At 57.5% G+C, this 16734-nt stretch carries 26 protein-coding genes; 11 read left to right on the top strand and 15 right to left on the bottom strand.

Going from position 1 to position 16734, the window contains the following annotated elements; genetic code table 11:
• Positions 1-179 precede the first annotated feature (179 nt).
• From AC0V6Z_RS06085 to rplL, 5 genes are all read left to right on the top strand, one after another.
• Complete coding sequence (locus tag AC0V6Z_RS06085) at positions 180-323, top strand: hypothetical protein (protein ID WP_472640462.1); 144 nt, start codon at positions 180-182, stop codon at positions 321-323.
• Between the two features lie 56 nt (positions 324-379).
• Positions 380-895, top strand: a complete 516-nt coding sequence (locus AC0V6Z_RS06080) for a DUF2975 domain-containing protein (protein WP_472640461.1) — start codon at positions 380-382, stop codon at positions 893-895.
• Positions 895-1119, top strand: a complete 225-nt coding sequence (locus tag AC0V6Z_RS06075) for a helix-turn-helix domain-containing protein (RefSeq protein WP_472640460.1) — start codon at positions 895-897, stop codon at positions 1117-1119. The genes AC0V6Z_RS06080 and AC0V6Z_RS06075 overlap by 1 nt, the downstream gene beginning before the upstream one ends.
• A gap of 274 nt (positions 1120-1393) precedes the next feature.
• Positions 1394-1909: a 50S ribosomal protein L10 gene (gene rplJ / locus AC0V6Z_RS06070; RefSeq protein WP_472640459.1), complete on the top strand. Its 516-nt coding sequence runs from the start codon at positions 1394-1396 to the stop codon at positions 1907-1909.
• Between the two features lie 82 nt (positions 1910-1991).
• Positions 1992-2366, top strand: coding sequence for a 50S ribosomal protein L7/L12 (rplL, locus tag AC0V6Z_RS06065; RefSeq protein WP_472640458.1), 375 nt, complete (start codon positions 1992-1994; stop codon positions 2364-2366).
• Between the two features lie 213 nt (positions 2367-2579).
• Here rplL and AC0V6Z_RS06060 read toward each other — a convergent pair whose 3' ends face one another.
• Both AC0V6Z_RS06060 and AC0V6Z_RS06055 read right to left on the bottom strand, forming a co-directional pair.
• The gene (locus tag AC0V6Z_RS06060) at positions 2580-3395 is read right to left on the bottom strand and encodes a DUF6683 family protein (RefSeq protein WP_472640457.1); all 816 of its coding nucleotides are present in this window, start codon (positions 3393-3395) and stop codon (positions 2580-2582) included.
• Between the two features lie 151 nt (positions 3396-3546).
• Positions 3547-4167, bottom strand: coding sequence for a hypothetical protein (locus tag AC0V6Z_RS06055; RefSeq protein WP_472640456.1), 621 nt, complete (start codon positions 4165-4167; stop codon positions 3547-3549).
• Between the two features lie 272 nt (positions 4168-4439).
• On the opposite strand from AC0V6Z_RS06055, the gene AC0V6Z_RS06050 reads away from it, so the two are divergent.
• The 6 genes from AC0V6Z_RS06050 (at position 4440) to AC0V6Z_RS06025 (ending at position 8610) form a co-directional block, all read left to right on the top strand.
• The gene (locus AC0V6Z_RS06050) at positions 4440-6080 is read left to right on the top strand and encodes a pentapeptide repeat-containing protein (protein ID WP_472640455.1); all 1641 of its coding nucleotides are present in this window, start codon (positions 4440-4442) and stop codon (positions 6078-6080) included.
• Between the two features lie 122 nt (positions 6081-6202).
• Positions 6203-6415, top strand: coding sequence for a hypothetical protein (locus AC0V6Z_RS06045; RefSeq protein ID WP_472640454.1), 213 nt, complete (start codon positions 6203-6205; stop codon positions 6413-6415).
• 1 nt (position 6416) lies between these two features.
• Complete coding sequence (locus AC0V6Z_RS06040) at positions 6417-7169, top strand: Tle-like phospholipase domain-containing protein (RefSeq protein WP_472640858.1); 753 nt, start codon at positions 6417-6419, stop codon at positions 7167-7169.
• Positions 7170-7280: 111 nt separating this feature from the next.
• Complete coding sequence (locus tag AC0V6Z_RS06035; RefSeq protein ID WP_472640453.1) at positions 7281-7598, top strand: ankyrin repeat domain-containing protein; 318 nt, start codon at positions 7281-7283, stop codon at positions 7596-7598.
• Complete coding sequence (locus tag AC0V6Z_RS06030) at positions 7582-8133, top strand: ankyrin repeat domain-containing protein (protein WP_472640452.1); 552 nt, start codon at positions 7582-7584, stop codon at positions 8131-8133. Before AC0V6Z_RS06035 ends, AC0V6Z_RS06030 begins: the two co-directional genes overlap by 17 nt.
• A gap of 12 nt (positions 8134-8145) precedes the next feature.
• Positions 8146-8610, top strand: coding sequence for a hypothetical protein (locus tag AC0V6Z_RS06025; protein ID WP_472640451.1), 465 nt, complete (start codon positions 8146-8148; stop codon positions 8608-8610).
• A 27-nt stretch (positions 8611-8637) separates the two neighbouring features.
• On the opposite strand, the gene AC0V6Z_RS06020 is transcribed toward AC0V6Z_RS06025, so the two are convergent.
• The 13 genes from AC0V6Z_RS06020 to AC0V6Z_RS05960 all read right to left on the bottom strand — a co-directional run bounded on the left by AC0V6Z_RS06020 (position 8638) and on the right by AC0V6Z_RS05960 (position 16730).
• On the bottom strand, positions 8638-8952 hold the full coding sequence (locus AC0V6Z_RS06020) for a hypothetical protein (protein WP_486176444.1): 315 nt from the start codon (positions 8950-8952) through the stop codon (positions 8638-8640).
• 300 nt (positions 8953-9252) lie between these two features.
• A complete protein-coding gene (locus AC0V6Z_RS06015) occupies positions 9253-9687 on the bottom strand; it encodes a hypothetical protein (protein WP_472640449.1) in 435 nt (144 codons plus the stop codon).
• Positions 9684-10700 carry a FliI/YscN family ATPase gene (locus AC0V6Z_RS06010; protein ID WP_486176443.1) on the bottom strand — a complete coding sequence of 339 codons (1017 nt, stop codon included), beginning with the start codon at positions 10698-10700 and terminating at the stop codon, positions 9684-9686. The genes AC0V6Z_RS06015 and AC0V6Z_RS06010 overlap by 4 nt, the downstream gene beginning before the upstream one ends.
• 7 nt (positions 10701-10707) lie before the next feature.
• On the bottom strand, positions 10708-11001 hold the full coding sequence (locus AC0V6Z_RS06005) for a hypothetical protein (RefSeq protein ID WP_472640447.1): 294 nt from the start codon (positions 10999-11001) through the stop codon (positions 10708-10710).
• Positions 10994-11590, bottom strand: coding sequence for a FliH/SctL family protein (locus tag AC0V6Z_RS06000; protein ID WP_472640446.1), 597 nt, complete (start codon positions 11588-11590; stop codon positions 10994-10996). The genes AC0V6Z_RS06005 and AC0V6Z_RS06000 overlap by 8 nt, the downstream gene beginning before the upstream one ends.
• Entirely contained in the window at positions 11587-12039 is a 453-nt protein-coding gene (locus AC0V6Z_RS05995) for a hypothetical protein (RefSeq protein ID WP_472640445.1), read from the bottom strand. The genes AC0V6Z_RS06000 and AC0V6Z_RS05995 overlap by 4 nt, the downstream gene beginning before the upstream one ends.
• Positions 12029-12826, bottom strand: coding sequence for a type III secretion system inner membrane ring lipoprotein SctJ (gene sctJ, locus AC0V6Z_RS05990; RefSeq protein WP_472640444.1), 798 nt, complete (start codon positions 12824-12826; stop codon positions 12029-12031). Before sctJ ends, AC0V6Z_RS05995 begins: the two co-directional genes overlap by 11 nt.
• Before the next feature lie 7 nt (positions 12827-12833).
• Positions 12834-13253 (bottom strand): hypothetical protein, encoded by a 420-nt coding sequence (locus AC0V6Z_RS05985; RefSeq protein ID WP_472640443.1) that lies wholly within the window; start codon positions 13251-13253, stop codon positions 12834-12836.
• 3 nt (positions 13254-13256) lie between these two features.
• Entirely contained in the window at positions 13257-13559 is a 303-nt protein-coding gene (locus AC0V6Z_RS05980) for a hypothetical protein (RefSeq protein ID WP_472640442.1), read from the bottom strand.
• Positions 13560-13595: 36 nt separating this feature from the next.
• A complete protein-coding gene (locus AC0V6Z_RS05975) occupies positions 13596-14768 on the bottom strand; it encodes a SctD/MshK family protein (protein ID WP_472640441.1) in 1173 nt (390 codons plus the stop codon).
• Entirely contained in the window at positions 14765-15790 is a 1026-nt protein-coding gene (locus AC0V6Z_RS05970) for a hypothetical protein (protein ID WP_472640440.1), read from the bottom strand. Before AC0V6Z_RS05970 ends, AC0V6Z_RS05975 begins: the two co-directional genes overlap by 4 nt.
• Complete coding sequence (locus tag AC0V6Z_RS05965) at positions 15783-16478, bottom strand: hypothetical protein (protein WP_486176442.1); 696 nt, start codon at positions 16476-16478, stop codon at positions 15783-15785. The genes AC0V6Z_RS05970 and AC0V6Z_RS05965 overlap by 8 nt, the downstream gene beginning before the upstream one ends.
• A 96-nt stretch (positions 16479-16574) precedes the next feature.
• Positions 16575-16730, bottom strand: a complete 156-nt coding sequence (locus tag AC0V6Z_RS05960) for a hypothetical protein (protein WP_486176441.1) — start codon at positions 16728-16730, stop codon at positions 16575-16577.
• Positions 16731-16734: the final 4 nt, after the last annotated feature.

Below are 16734 nucleotides of genomic sequence, written 5' to 3'. Positions count from 1 at the left end.
TTTCCGGGTGGCCAAAATGCGCAATCGATATGCACAGCCCCTCCCGGAGGATCAGGCACCACACCTCGTTATTCGATGCATCACATATTGTTTTTCAATATTATTGATTGACAATAAACCGACTCACGCCTAGATCGAAATTATTGAATATCAATATGCACCATCAAGGAGATCGATATATGACAAATTTTGGCGCCCAATCATTCGCCGCTTTCGCTGCGGTCCTCATGGCTTTCTCTTCAATCGGCGTGATCGTCACCGTTCCGCCGGCTCAGGCAAATGTAAGCAGCCAAATCCACTCAGCCATGCCCGAGCTGGCTTGATCGAGAATAGAAGGGAGGCTCTCCAATGACAGACAAACCCAATGATCTCTTGCTGCTTGCTAGGCAAAATACTCACGATCCTGATGCAGATATTCATGGCAATCGGCGCTGCGGCTTTGCTCGTAGGCCTGATCGCGGTGGTATTCATGCAGAGCGCGATCAACGCTGAAATCACCACGGAATTTGAAGGCGCTGTCGGCGTATTGCCGCTAATGCCGACGCTTGGCGTGATGGCCCTGGCTATGGGATGTGTCGTTTTGATTTTTCTGTTCTTTGGCAAATTGCGCGCGATCATATCAACAGTCGGTGAAGGCGATCCATTCGTTCCGGAGAATGCCGACCGGTTAAATATCATGGCGTGGATGCTGCTCGCTGTCCAAGTGATGGCAATCCCATTGGCCGGGCTCGCTTTGCTTCTGGCGAAATGGGCTGAACCCATGGAAGATGCCAACTTCAATGTTGATTCCGGGTTCGACCTAACAGGCATCATCATGGTCGTGGTACTCTTCATTCTCGCCCGTGTGTTCAAACATGGCGCAGCGATGCGCGATGATCTGGAAGGGACCGTCTGATGCCAGCCGAAGAAGGAACCAATATCATGGTAAAGCTAGACGACCTGCTGCACAATCGCCGGATGACCCTTACCGAGCTGGCCGAGCGTGTGGGCCTGACCCTTGCCAACCTGTCAATCTTGAAAACCGGCAAAGCCAAGGCAATTCGCTTCTCAACCCTTGAGGCCATCTGCCGCGAGCTCGACTGTCAACCGGGCGACCTACTCTCATTCGAACCACAATAGCTTGACATTCGGGGCGCGTAGGCTAATTGCGCGCCTCGGCTGTTTCGGCAGCCATCCGTCCAAGACAGTTGGTGAAGGCAATCTGGCTTTCTTAATTTCCAGCCTAGACGGGGAAAAGAGATTTCAGGCCTCCCTATTCGGCGGCCCCTTTGATGCTTCACCGGCATCCTCCTTCCCCATCAATGGACATTCGGTCTTGTCGGTTAGCGGCAAGGCCAATTGTGAGCCGGTCGTCTGGCATATGCCGGGCGATCATTAGTGAAGGAGCAAAAGCATGGATCGTTCGCAAAAAGCCGATGCGGTTGCCCAGCTCAACGACATCTTGAAAGACGTTGGCGTGGTCGTTGTCACCCGCAACCTCGGCCTGACGGTGGACCAGTCCACTGAACTGCGCGGCAAGATGCGTGAAGCCGGTGCTTCTTATAAGGTTGCGAAGAACCGTCTTGCTAAGCTCGCCCTGAAAGACACCGATTATACCGGGATCGAAGAGTTTCTCTCCGGCCCAACTGCGCTGGCTTGGTCGGAAGACCCAGTCTCCGCAGCCAAAACAGCAGTCGAATTCGCAAAGTCGAACGACAAGCTGGAAATCGTCGGTGGATCGATGGGCACGCAGGTGCTCGACGAAGCTGGGGTCAAGGCACTCGCCTCGATGCCAAGCCTCGACGAGCTGCGCGGCAAACTTGTGGGTCTCGTCAACGCGCCAGCAACCAAGGTTGCTCAGGTCGTCAACGCGCCCGCCAACAAGCTTGCCCGTGTATTTGGTGCCTACGGCGCCAGCGAAGCTGCTTAAGAGACGCTCTTATTAGAGACGAAACATACTGGGGGCCTTGGGATGAACCCATCCGCCCTGCCAAATTTTTGGAGTGAACATCATGGCTGATATTGCCAAGCTTGTTGAAGAACTTTCGAAGCTGACCGTCCTTGAGGCAGCTGAACTCGCAACCGCACTTGAAGAAGCGTGGGGCGTAAGCGCCGCTGCTGCTGTTGCTGTTGCTGGCCCTGCGGCTGGCGGCGACGCACCGGCTGCTGAAGAGAAAGACGAATTCGACGTCATTCTCACCGGCGACGGCGGCAAGAAAATCCAGGTTATCAAAGAAGTCCGCGCCATCACTGGTCTGGGCCTCACCGAAGCCAAGGGTCTTGTTGAAGGCGCACCGAAGCCGCTTAAAGAAGGCGTTGCTAAGGCTGAAGCTGAAGAAATCAAAGGCAAGATCGAAGCTGCTGGCGGTACCGTCGAACTTAAGTAACGGGCTCGCTCAAGTCATCTTGACCAGAGTTTTGTGGGTGTCTTGAAGCGCCCGCAGATAGGAGGGCGGTACCGCAAGGTGCCGCCCTTTTTTTGTTTGTCGGTAAGGTTTCCGCCCTGCGTCAACACGTCGGGATAGTGCGGCCCAATAGAAACGGCGACGCCAAATCAATGACGCCGCCGCTCAATCTCGTTTGGATTTCGGCAGAGCGCCTTAGCTTTTACGCAGGATCGCCCCGCCAGCGAGCAACACCAGGCCGAGACCAGCACCTGCGGCCAGGGCAATTCCCATCGAGGAATCGCTGCCATCGCTCTGCTCCGACGAACCGTCCTTAGCCAAAGCATGGGCGGCCTCGCCCTCAACCGCTTCGCTCGCGTCGGCACCTGTCCGAGGGACAAATCCATTCGCTGTGAGCGTCATCAAGGATAGGTCGAGACCATGCTCTTTGGCGGCCCGACGTGCGGCCCCTGCCAACTTCTCTAGCGTGGCTGGCTGGTTTTTAGCTTCCTCAATAGCACCGTCCATCACAGCCGTATGAAGCAAAAGCGCCTCGGCATATTCTTGCCGCTGTGCATCGGTTGTTCCTGAGAACTCAGATGTCGATGCCATGGCTGAGCGGACTTGCTCACGAACGGCTTCGATCGTGCCGCGATCAGGCGTATCGTTGCGCTTTTGAGCAGCGAGCCAGGTCGAAATCCACCAGACAGAATAGACATCGGCGACGTCATGTGGATCAAGGCCATAGCTGCCAATGCCTTGACCAATCAGTTCGATGATACGCGGCTGGCCATCAATCAGCGTCTGCAAATCGGCAGCCGCACCTTTGTCTTTGGTGCGATTGACGAAACTCTGCAGATTTGTCCGCGTACGCGACTTGTCTGGCGCAAAGCGGAAGTCAAAATTGGTGCCAACGCCATCAATACCAGACCTGCTAGGCGCAGTTAGTTGGGCGCGTCGCTCTTCTGACCTTTGAACATGGCTTTGCGCGGCCAGACCTACAGCCACGCTACCATCGATTATGGGTGGCATATAGAAGTCTTGGGCTGCGGCCGAGCTGTTTGCTGCGATCCCTAACCCCAGAGCACAGACTAGCGAAACAATATGCTTCATTCTTTGTCTCCACGAAAAAACACCCCGGGAGTATCAATACCACCGGGGCGCTGTTCATTGCGAGTCCTAATTACTGCTTGTTAGCGCTTCGGCTCATCGCTTCACCGATGGTTTTGATCGCAGTGTTTGTGCTGTTGAAGAGCATGGAGAAGCGCTGAGATTCGGCGCTAAACTTAGCGGTAGCGCTAGGCTTGTCATCATCTAACTTGCTCGCCATGCTCTCGAGCTTAGATGCCTTCGCATCAAGTTTACGGCCCAGAGTTTCAGCGATTGCCATGAGCCAGCTACCGCCCCGGCTTGCACGTGCCTCGCGTTGCTCTTGCGATTCTGAATTTGCCGCAAGCAAACTGTTGAGACCATTGTCCATGTCATCTCTTGCCGCACGTTCCAGCGATGCGATATCCCGGAAACCTAAACCGAACTGCTGCGCAAGACCTTGAATGGCTTCCTGCATGTTTTGCCTTGCTAGACCCGGCATTCCAGCGCTTGATGCAAATGCTGACTGCGCCATATCAATCATTGGCTGCGGCAATCCAATTTTCTGCCCCAGCTGCTGGATCAAGTTCATCCCAATTTGCGCGCCGATGGTGCGCATGGCCAGGCCAGCCCATCCCGCTGGGCCCATTGCAAGCTGTGCCAAATTTATTGGGTTGATGACCGAACGTACGATGCTTCCAAGACCAAATGCCATTTTGAAACTCCCTCAGATCGAAAACTATTGCCAAGGCGGGTGTCTGCCTTGAGACCTTTCTGATCCAATTCACCGAGTCGCAGTATCGGCAGAATGCATAGATCGCCTCTGCAAAACGCATAGGCGACACCAAACACCCCGATTCTCGAACATCTGACGCAGCTACGTAACAGCTGGTCGCCATCTGCTTGTCATTCACCGCCAGATATCGGCCAATCGCGATTGACTAGTTGAATGATAATTCAGGCAAAATCGCCAAATCAGGGGCAAACATGGGCAAGCTGCTAAGCGTTATCACCGGACTGACCTGTGCAATCGGTCTCTCAAACGCGTTTGGCATGAGCGTAGCGTCGGCCCAGACCTCCGAAACAGAGGTAGAGGAAAGCATTCTGGGGGACGACTTCGCGCGCGACACCGGCGCGATTATCGTCACCGGGAAGCGGCTCGGCGACAATTTATTTGAACAGGTGGATGTGCCGGAAGATTCCTGTCTGGCCAATGCTCCACCAATTGGCACCAACGAGCCAGGCTTTGCGATTGACGCGACCGGCATGAAGCGCGTCCGGGATCTAACCAAGATCCGTAAGAAAACGCGCGCGGGAACGATCTATATCAAGGGCGGCTCGTTCGTTGGCGCCGAAATGAAGAAGGCGCGGCTCTATAATATGTGCTTCTTCGGCACAGATTTCAGCCAGACCGATTGGACGGGCTTTTCCGGATCGGGCCTTGGCTTTGTTAATGTCGATCTGTCCGGCGCGATGATGGCAGGGGCGAAGCTGCCCTATGTCTTGATGCGCGATGCCAAGCTGGCTCAAGTCGACGCACGGCAAGCCGATTGGCAAAACGGCCGTCTTGATGGCGGCTGGAGCGGTTCGATGCGCAACCTTGATCTATCAGGCGCCAACCTCACCAATTTCCGTATTGCTTGCGGCAGCGGTGCGGCCGATGGCTGCCCGACCGAACGTGAAGGCATATCACTCAAGAACGCCAATCTGCGCCGCGCCAGTTTCTACGGCTTCTTTTGGCCGGACATTGACCTTAGCGGAGCGCAAATCGATCAGACTGAGTTAGCGCTGGATCACCTTCCAAGCTTGAAGGGCGCTCGTCTGGTTGGCCCGGTTGTCCTTCGCTCACCCCGCCGCGCGATAATGCTGTTTCCCGGAGAGGTAGACCAGCTGGTCAAGGACTCAAGTGAAGAGGCCAGCGACACGGACCCATGCGGCAATGCTCGGCTGGTTCCCGCCTTGCAATTGGCATGCGATGTTCCGGGCAGCAGCACGCGCGCATTGCTAAGCTCAGTAATGGAGCTGGAGCGTCAAAGCACCGCCAAGAAAGGGTACGCATCTCGCCGGGCGGCTTGGGCGGCGAGCCGTGACGGCTGCACAAATCTGGAAACCGAAGACCAAAAGGTTAGCTGCGTTATCGCCGCCTATGAAGCGCGGCAAACGGATCTGCGCTCTGGCACCGGTGCACCGTCCTGGATGTCAGGCTCAGGCTATCGATTGTTCGTATCCAGCGAAGCAGCCTATCCAACGGCAGAAGGTCAACCAGGCCTATATGGCCGGATCTTGCCGATCCTGCTCGATTCCGCCGTGGCAGCTGTAATTGTGAAAACCGATGGATCAGGCTGGGCCAGCGCCAAAGGAGTGGCGGTTGGCGGATGCTATTTCGAGGTCGACGGACTGGCTTATGACGACGCTGATGGCACCCTAAACTTCGCCCGCAAACCGCGCCGCCGAAGAGCTGCGCCGATCATGCAGGAACCGCTGCTCGGTTTCGCAGGGCAAAGCACTCAGGTGCGCGAAGAAGGCGCAGCGAGGATCGAAGGTTGTTCAGCGAGCAGCGACTTCCCGCGTCTCGAGGCGCTCGATTTGAATGACAATCTACTCGAGTCGATGTGGGAACGGTTCTAGGCCGGAGCCTTCGTACGCCGTCCTCGGCGCCGTCTATACGAAACGTATAGAGACGCTCACCGCCATATTTGGCATTAGCAGTCAGATATGCAGGAGCGCCAAACGGCGAGACGGAGCGGGCAATGGAAACCAATCGCATAAATGATTTTGCTGCCGACAGACGCAGTGAGATCGGTGTTGGCGTCCAAACCTCTCCGCTAGCGGCAGCCAGTGACGCGCGAATTGAGGCGGCTCGCAATACAATAACGACCGGCGGGCCAAGCAATGCGGTGCAATTCAATCGCACACAGTCCGCGCCGGATCAAATTGCAGCGGGTCAGGCCGGGCTTGGCTGACGTGTTCGCTGCAGGCGCTCCGCCGCCGCCAACCACCCGCGAACTCGCCGCGATGGCGACCGACGTCTACACGCCTGGCACCGCACCACCCCCTGGTTGGGATCTCGCTTCAGGTGCGCAGGTCATTGAGATTGGGCTAAGCGAGTCTATGCTTTCCTCGCCCACAACCGATTTTCAAGCCGAGGTCTACACCCGAGAAATCGCCGGACAAACAAGCTATGTGGTCGCCTTCAAAGGCACACAAAGCGCCGCTGATTGGCGCGGCAATTTTGGCCAAGGACTGGGCCTGCGAACCGATTATTACAACCGCGCCTTGGAAATCGGCGAGCGGCTGACCGTGCCAGAGGGCGCAAGAGTAACGCTCACTGGCCATTCGCTTGGCGGCGGATTGGCCTCGGCTGCAGCGACCGCTGCAGAACTTGATGCGACAACATTCAACGCCGCTGGCCTCTCAGAACCGACCCTTACCGAGGCTCGGAACATAGCGGCAAAAGACGGGCGGTTGGACGTCCCTGATATTAGCGCTTTCTATGTGCGCGGCGAGATCCTATCGACTTTGCAAGATGGCGGTGACCGCATGATCGGCGCAATCCTGGGCGGCGTGCTTGGCGCTAGCGTTGTCGACATGCCAGAAGCGATCGGCACGCGCATTGAGCTTGATCCCGTCCGCCCTGAGGGCATGAAGTGGTATCAAGACCACGCGGTGAACCGTCATTTCATGAGCTATGTGAATGCCAGTCTGCCAGGAGGTTGACTTGGCGCGCGACCTTAGCTTGCCTATAGGCTGGTATCTACGATGCGCTATGCGCTAGCCTTATCACCTGCTATTCTGGCACTCGCTGGTCTTTCTGGGAGCTGCTCTGCATTGAGCGAAACCTCATCCTGTTACACGCGGTCGCAGCCTAAGCTTCCTGATCGTCAAAAAGTGCGCGCCCACCTCAGTAATGGTGAAGAAGGTAGACAGCTGTTTGACGCGGTGATGGACGGCGATATTAGCCGTGTAGAAGAGATGGTGCGCGCCAACCCTCGGCTGCTATCCACCCACCGCGTTCTGCGCGAAAATGAACGCGCAGCCAGCGGCAACAGCGGCGGCTTGCTCAGCTTCGCGATTGGCAATTGCGATCCCCGCATGCTGGGCGCTTTGCTAGAGCTTGGCGCCGATCCCGATGGCATACCAGCCTAGCCTAGCGCTCACTTACGCGTTGCTCGCTGACGATCCGCTAATGGCGACAATGCTACTGCAAGCGGGCGCTTCGCCCGATGCCCAGACACCAGGCCGGTCAACGCCGCTGAAGGAAATCCTCTATTTTGAGAGGCCCGATGCGGTTGACCTGCTGCTGCGCGCAGGGGCGGATGTGAACCGCCCCGATGAACTGGGCGCTAGCCCGCTTGAGCTAGCATTGATGTTTCAGGACTTTCGATCAGCGGAAGTTCTGCTCAAGGCGGGCGCAAACCCATGGCAAGTGGGCAATAAAGGCGCTCTGCCAGCGGCGATGCTGACCAAACCGGCTGAGCAAAGCAGTGATGAGCCGCAACGACTAAAGCTGCTCGAAATGGTGCAAGCTCGCAGCCCGATTTGGCCGCCACCTGCCCCAGCTGAGGTCATCAAGGGGTTCCTTCACAGTGATTGGCCCAATGCAGCGATGAAAGAGGCTGGTTTTGTTGCAACCGAGCAGGCAATGGCATCTATGCGGTTGGCCGATCGTGCGCAGAAATAGGGAGGGCCGGAGATGGTAAACTCAATCCGCCCGACCGGAGTAAGCGCAGTATCAGCCATTTCTGCTGGCTCTGGCAAAACCGGAGGTCGCACTGGCGGCGCTCTAAGAAAGTTAGCAAAGCAAATTGCAGGCCGCGTGGTTCGCGAATTTCGAATGTCCGAAGATGAGCGTGATTATCAAGACGAGACTCCGCTGCGCGATGGCGAAGATCTCTACGAGATCCGCACGGTTGCCCGCGAACTCGCCAGTGACCTGCAAGCCAGACCAACCGACGAAGGCCGATTGGCACGCAGCCTCGGAGCATTCGCGCAAGAAAGCGCTTGCTTGCTCGCGGCCCGACCAGAAGCCGCCTCGCTAGACACTATTGCGCGCGTGATTGCTGCGCACGAACAGCCTTCTGATGGCGAAACGATTGAGCGAGCGTTCAATCAGATTGATCAGACCGCTCTGGGTATATCAGAGAGCCGTCCCGGCTGAGCGTTGTCGGCACTCTTGCTGGCCCGCTCAAACTGCAAAGAAGCAATGTCCAGGCGGCGCTAAGCTCAAGCCATGCAGCAAAGCCAATTGCGCATATCCTGCCCGCAATGCATTCAATTTCGGATCGAGGCCTGCAATTCGAATGGCGATCCCACCATCCGCTTGCCTTTGCAAATGCGCACCTTGTGCCAAGAAGCCGGGTGGAAACTCAATTTCTGCCGACGGCTGAGACGCGTTTGGCCAGCTTTCCGCGATCTGCGCGGCCATCCGGTCAAACATGGCCTTGTCAGTAGGTGAAAGCGCGGACTGGGCCGCTATCGCTTGCGGGTCTTTGCCAGCCATAATGCGAGTCATATCAGCGCGCGACAATTCCCCTTCGCTTTGATGGCCGCTCTCGCCTGACAGACTGTCGAAGTCACCTGATCGTGATCGTACGGAAGAGTTCTGCCCTGCCCTATCTGTGCTTTGCTCAGAAGAACGGCCAGCGTCATCGCCCCCTCTTTCTACCTTTGCTGAGAATCGCTCGCTCAGCGTTCTGACCTCCGCTTGCTAAGCGCGGCGGCTCATTGCTCTTGGATGCCTCCGGTGCCCGGCGCGGAGCGCGCGCGACACTGGAATCATTTGCTGCACGGGGAGCCTGGGTCATTGGCGGCATTCCTCCGCTGCTTCGTCGGCAATGATCTCACGCCGTAAGGCTTCTGCTTTTCGTTCAGCCATAGCTTTTTCAGTGATCAGATCAGCCCGTTCTGCAGCGCGTTCATGCTCAGTGCGGGCAACAAGCAAATGCTCACGTGCCTCGCTCAACGCATCATAAGCATCGGCGCGCAGCATGCTGGCGTTTTCGCATTTTTCATCAGATACGCGGCGCCATAGCAATGCCTGAGGGTCGGCAGGATTAGAGCGCAGCATAAACTCCGCTTCTTCGCGCTGTTCGAGCTCCAATCTATAAACATCATGCGCCTGCTGTGCGGCGGCTGCGCTCGTTAGCTCAGCAGCCTTGGCCTCGCGCCGAACCCGCTGCGCGCGCCGCTCTCTCAACTGCGCAATCCGGTTTGCTTGCTGCAATTGCTGGTTCATAGGATCGCCTCTCCAATCGCTCGCAGCCGGGCGAGCGTGGTCGCTTGATCGCTGGCATCTTCAGAACGCTGGCACAAAAACGCCTCGATCGCATCGCGCTGTTCTAGCGCCGCATCAGCGAGTGGGTCCTGCCCGGATTGATACTCGCCCATTTGCAGCAGCAATTCGATCTCGGATAGTTTGGCGAGCATCGCCCTCACAGCTTCTGCGGAGGCAATTTGGCCTGGCCCAGACAGCTTGCGGAACAACCGAGACTGGCTCGTGGCGATATCTATAGCGGGGAAATGGCCGCGCGCAGCCAACTTGCGCGACAAGTGAATATGACCATCAAGCAAAGAGCGGACCTCTTCGCCAACCGGGTCTTCCTCCTCGCCCTCGGTCAACACGGTGTAGAGCGCGGTGATCGCACCCTCGCCATCCGTCCCCGCACGCTCAAACAGTCGCGGAAGCTCAGCAAACACCGAAGGCGGCAGGCCGCGCCTAACGGCAGGTTCACCGGCAGCCAAGCCGATCTCTCGCAGTGCGCGAGCATAGCGGGTCACGCTATCCATTAGCAGCAAAACATGTTTGCCCTGCGCTCTAAAACCTTCCGCAATCGCGGTTGCCGCGCGCGCAGCACGGACGCGCTCCATTGCCGGGCGATCTGACGTGGCGACCACGACAACGGAACGCGCCAACCCCTCATCACCCAGCGTATCAGCAATAAATTCGCGCACCTCGCGGCCGCGCTCTCCGATTAGGCCGATTACAATCGCATCGGCCTTTGCTCGGCGAGCCAACATTGCGAGCAGCGTCGACTTCCCACCACCAGCAGCCGCGAAAATTCCCATGCGCTGACCGATGCCGAGCGTGAGCAAGCCATCGACAGCGCGAACCCCGCTTTCCAGCGCCATATCAATGGGAGGGCGTTCCATAGGCGCGGGCGGAAGCGCAACCAGCGGGCGGTCAGGCGACGGAGCGATTGGCCCTGCGCCATCGATGGGCGCACCTTCCGCATCCAGGACGCGGCCCAACAGGCTGTCATTGGCTAAGCACACGGTCGGCCATTTCGCGCAAAATCACTTCGGCATCAGCGTATAATCCACGCAATTCGCCAAGCGGTGTCAGCAGCATCATGTCCCCATCAAATCCGACAATTTCTGCGCGCAGCGCCTCTTCACCTTCGGTTGTCGCGATCTCCATGACATCGCCGATGCGGCCGCGCGCGCCTCGCACCCTAAGTGTTGTACCCACCGCACCGACCAGCCGACCGCGCTGCTCATACAGCGGCGAACGTAGACTATCGAGCAGAGAGGAGACGCCGGAGTTAGCCATTGAGGTCGGCCGCACCCACGTCCCAGCGCGTTCGCAGGGCCGCCATTTGCATCTCAAGATCAGCGATAATCCGCCCGCCGCCAGCCTCAATTCGGCAACCCATATCTTGCAGTTGTGGGTCACCCTCGACCAATCGCGCGCTGCTTTCCGGCAATTGGCCGCGAACCGCCTCGACCCATTGCTGAGCAACTACGATCCGCGAGGCTTTGGCGCCTGAGCGACTAAGGGTTTGCTCGACCAATCCCGTAACGACCGATGCCTCTTCGCGTGATCCAATCAAATGCTCAACCGCTTCCATCGCCGCGATAGCCGCAGCGCGCTCACGCCGATTATCTTCGCGGGCCATATCTTCATGCAGTTGCACCGTGCATTTGGCGAGCGCATCGCGCATTTCTGCCAGCGCCTCTTCGCGGCCCGCAGCATAGCCCTCCGCCCGCACCGCGGCTGCGTCGGTCCGAGCTTGATCAGCTATCGCCTTTGCCTCGGCGAGCAGCGCTGCGCTCTCACGAAAATCACTCACATTGTCTTTGGCAATCCGAGAAGAGGACGGCCGGACCAAGACATCGCCGCACATAACGAATTCGCTCATTCCGCCGGCTCCATCTCAGGTGTTTGCGCCTGCGCCAAGACTTCTGCTGCAAGCTCAGCCAATGGCGCGAACTCGCGGTGCCGCTGGACCCTTTCGACCAGCGCCTCACCTTGTTCCACCAGCTCGACAGGCGTTGGCAGATCGTCGGTGAGAAATTCTGCTCTAAGCTGATCTGTATCGGCATCGCAGATCGCATCGAAACGATCTTCCCCGACGAACGCAGCCAAGGCCGCAAGCCGGGCACCATTGAGCTCCGCATCAATCGCCGGGCGTGCATGAAGCAAGCCAATAGTCACAACCAATTCACTATGGCGTTCTTGCTCCGCGACGCTCCAAGCGGGTGGATCGACCAGATCGCTAAATGTGGGCAGGCTCTCTCCGCGCAGCCGGGCGGCAAATCGCTGCGCGCGCGCTGGCAATCCTTCGCTTATTAGCGCCTCAACCGCCATGGCTCATCCCAATTGACTGTTCGACCGGAGCTCTGGATTTTGATCGACGGCGGCGACCGCGCCACAATTGCAATGCGCAAAGCCCGAGCAGACCGACGCCCAAAACAGCAGCCAGCGTGACCAGAATTTCGCTGAGCTGGTAAGTTGGCGCATTCGACGTCACCACAGGCAACGGTTTCGCCTCAGTCATTGCGACGCTGACTTTTTCGTACTCCAGCCCTTCAATGCTGTTGGTAACCAGAGCCTTGATCGCGGCGGTCTGCGCTCTGAGATCAAAGCCTTCGCGATACTTCACAAAAACCGATGCCGAGGGAGGATTGGCAACTCCGGTCAGCACATCTGCCTCAGGCAAAGCGAGGTGGACACGGGCCTCAACCACCCCGTCAAATTCGCTGATCGTATGGGATAACTCTTGGCTCAGACCATAAACCAATCGGGCGCGTTCAGCCAAAGAGGACGAGGTGAAACCCTCCTTTTTGAACACCGTGCCCAGCGATTCATATTGATCACGCGGCAGGCCATTTTGCCGCAGAACCTCTACCGAGCGCGCAAAATCCCCTTGGGCGACGGTGACGGTGAAGACGCCCTTTTCACCCGGGCTCTTACCGCTCTCGATGCCTGCTCGTTCCAACACGGCGACCATCTCATTGGCTTCCCGCTCAGCCACATCGCGGTACAATTCCTGCCCGCTGCAAGCCGCCACGGCGACCATCAAAACCAGCGCAGCCAAGCCACGTAGACCTCGCTGCAGACCTGAGCCAATTGATCCAACCTGTCCGCTGCCCATAGTCACCTTACCCCTGTTGCCGGAACAATTGTTGCAGCCCGTCTGCGCTGCGATTGGCAATGTTCGAGGTCAGCTGACACTGGAACATAAACTCCTGACACTTCATCGTCAGCTGCACGATCTCGCCCGGTGTCAGCTCGCCATTGCTGGCCTGTGCTGACTGCGCGAAATCCGTCACTGAGCGCGCTTGCACATCGATCCCGTCAAGCGCGCGCAGCATGTTGCCAAGCGGAGCGGGAAGATCGGCTCGATTGACCCCGCTCGCGCTGGAGGCCTTGTCGATCGCTTGCGCAAAGCGTGCGGCTTCTGTGCCTTGCGCCCCTTGGGCAGAAGCCGACGGGCCGAGCGAAATGGTGCGGTCTGCCCCTCCGCTGGACTGCTGCACCCCGCCGGGAAGCATGGCCGCCGTGAGTAGCTCGATACTCATGGATCAGTTCTTCCGAGCCATCGTCTCAAGCGCTTTCGAAACGCTGTCGAGCGAAGTGTGGCTGCTCTGGGCCATAAAGCTCATGCGCATAGATTCCGCCGTTAGCTTGGTGATTTCAGACGGGCTGTCGGCCCCTTCTTCACCGCTAATCACATTGGCTTGCTGCTCAATCTTTGATGCCTGATTGTCGAGCGCAGAACCCCAGGCCCCAGCAAAGGCTTCAAACCAACTGCGATTACGGTTGCTGGTAAACATTGATGGGCTGGAGCTTAAATTTGCCAATACCCTTCCACTAATATCTGTCATGTCACTTCCTTTCGTACTCAGCTCAATTTTCTCGTTTCACATCACTAGAGTGTCGCGCATCCCTTCACGCTCTACGGTCACCTGACCGTCGCCAATCTCAACGATTTTGTGGCCGGTTGGCAGGCTCGCACCAACGAACCAGCGCGTCCCATCTTCGGTCACCAGATAGCCGGGGTCACCTGCCACAAAGCTCGCCGCGCCATATCCCGGTGCGTTGAAGAAATAGGCGAGATCACTGCCTCCGCGATTGGGGTCTGATCGAAACTCAACCGAGCGGACATGCGGTAGGTCTTTCTGAACCAGAGCAGTCAGTTCGCCTTGTTTGTCCTTGGGCAGAAACGGCCCTTCGATTATCAAACCACTTGCACCTGCTGGCAAAGCGCGTGCGTCAATTTTCTGCGCGGACAGCAGGTCGGTTGCGGTTTCCGCTGCTTGCGAAAGCGTCTCGACTCCAACGAACAAAGAAGGATGCTCTGCCGTCGCCCATTCGCGCAATTGAAGCAGAGCGCTCTCATTAGGCACTAGGCCGGTTACCGCGAGCGCGCCTGTGTCCGCGGCGCGTCCAACCTCTAGGCCCCGAAACCCCTGATCAACCAGAGCAAGCTCAATGGCCGTGGGATCATCGGCATCGGGGCTAAGCACGGTGTTCCCAAAAAACGCACCGCCTGCAATGACTAGCAGCGCTGCACCGATCAGACCCAGCTTTCCGGCGGTCCACTCGATCCCGGCAATCTTTGTGCGAGCGGGCTGAGAGCGCAGCGCCAATCGCTCGCCCATATCTGTCGCAGGCAGAGCTTCAGCTTCCTGCAAAGCGACGACCATGGTCTCACTGGCCGCTTCGCTCGCGTCCGACCAACGCTCTTCATCATTGCCACCGATCGCAAATTGCAGATCGCCAATCTGAACCGGAAGATAGGGCTCCAGCACCAGTTTTTCGCCCGCCCCCATATCGCGGCCCAGCACCACTGCCTCACCAGCGATGATTTCAAGCATTGGGCGTTTTCCGCAGGTTGCGAGCCTTAGCGCGCAGCCTTTGGTCGAGCGGTCACGCAGGACGATATCGTTTTCAAAACTGTGACCAATCGCCAGCGAACGCCCAGGCGGCAGACGGTGTTCTGCGCCTTGCGAGCGCCCGTTCAGCACCCGTAGCGTGAGCGTTATGCTCTCACCGGCCTCATGCACCTCGGCAACTGACGAATGCGCGTTCATCGGCGTTGTCTCGGAGTGATCGGCTCTTCGCCGCGCAATTGCTCCATGGACAAAGGCTCGACCTCATTCGCGGACAGTTGAGAGGTGCCGAGATTGCTGATCCTGGGCGTCAGCAGGAAGAGGCGTTCATAGTGATCCTCGCCTTTGCGGCGCTTACGAAACAGCTGACCAAGTCCAGGGATGTCGCCCAAAACCGGGGTTTTGCGCTTCCGATCATACGTCGTTGTCCGGGTCATACCGCCCAGCATCACACTCTCACCCTGGCGCACGATCATATGCGTTGCCAAATTGGCACCCCCGGTCACGGGCACTCCGTCGATGACCATGCCGTTGAGCTGGGTATCGTCGATCTCAACCTGCATACGGATCCGCATTTCACCGCCATCTTCGATCGCAGATGGTCGCACCCTCATTGTCAGACCATAATCGACCGTAACCGCATCAACCTCGCGCTCACCCTCCAGCTTGATCACTTGCTGGGTGCTGTCTCCAAAGGAGGCTACCTCATTGTTCAATGAAGAGAGTGACTGCCGGGTCACAACCCGAACGGCACCGCGTTCCTCCAACGCCTTCACCCGAGCAATGAACAGCTTTCCATCACCGCTCAGATAGCCACCAGTGATCCCACCCGGGCCGAAGTTTGGACCGCCGCCAAACAGCAATCCAAGGCTCTCAATCCCGAAACCGAAATCAAGGCCAAGCTCTTTAAGTTTCGTGACATTGAGCTCTAGGATCGTAACCTGCGTCTCAACGATCAGCGGCTCAATATCGAGGTTCGCGATCAGCTGTTCATAGACGCCCATGGTTTCCGGGCGATCTCGCACGATCACAGCGTTGACTGTTGAATCGGCGGAAATGCGCGGTCCATTCAAGTCACGTTCGAATTCTCGCTGGTCACCATCGTCCCGGCGACTGAAATCGCGATCTCGATCATCAAATGGTCGGTCGCGTAGGCTACGAAGCCCGGTGGTGGTGTATTCATTGGTGGAGTTCGAAGTGACATTGCCAACTTGCTTAGCCATCACCCATCTGCTCCTGAAGGACAGTCGCAACCCCTGGAATAATCGTCAGCAAGTCAGAATTTCGCACCGGTCTGTCGGCTGCACTGCGATATTTCAGATAGAAAATGCGCACTTCAAACGGACTGCGAAGACCCGCATGCCGGATCACTTCCGAACGAACGCTGGCGCGGGCAAGCGGCGCACGGAGCAAAGGCGAGGCGACAAGAGGCCGTGTCTTTGCAACTGGAACAACAGGCGCGGGAGCGGACAGGGCCTGGGTTTGCAATTGGCCAGCCATATGCTCAACCTTGTCGAGAAAGGATGGCACTCCTGTTGCCAGAACCATCCCGTTCCTAGTCTGAACTTTGTTGACCTTATCCGTAAGGCCCATCGACTCGACCTGATCTCGAACCTTCTCGCCAGCAAATGTAGGGATGGATCGGCTCGAAATCTCATCATTGCTGTAAACCCGGGCAACCGAACCATCCCAGTAAACAACAAGTCCATAAGCACGCGAGATTGTGCCCCAAATCGTCAGCGGATCGTCTTTGAAGACCCCTTGAACCTTGCCTTTCACCCCCATGCTGACCTTTGCGCGAAGGCCCGCTTCGCTAAACAGATCTGCAACAAAGTCGCGCACATCCTGACCACGCGCGCTGATCGATATCGGGCTCTCTTCAAACGGCACCTCCCCAGCGGTTGCACCCACTGGGGAGAGCAAGGCTGCTAAGCTGAGGCTTAGCCATTATTGGCCTGCGCATAACACCCTTGAAAATAGGGAAAATCGAACGGGTGTTTAGGGGGTTCACTCCGCAGCCTCCGCATAAATTTCGTCCGGCTCGGCTGCGTGGGCAACCAAATCCGGAGCGATGTCGAGTTGCCGCACCACATCAAGTGGGACGGCGGGGTTTAATTCGTTGAAACTCAAAACTGGAACATCAAACAGATCGGCCGCACACACGAGG

The organism is Erythrobacter sp. SN6-5, from assembly GCF_057364945.1.
The sequence above is the reverse complement of the archived record's forward strand: the minus strand, read 5'-3'. Positions and strand labels throughout refer to the sequence as shown.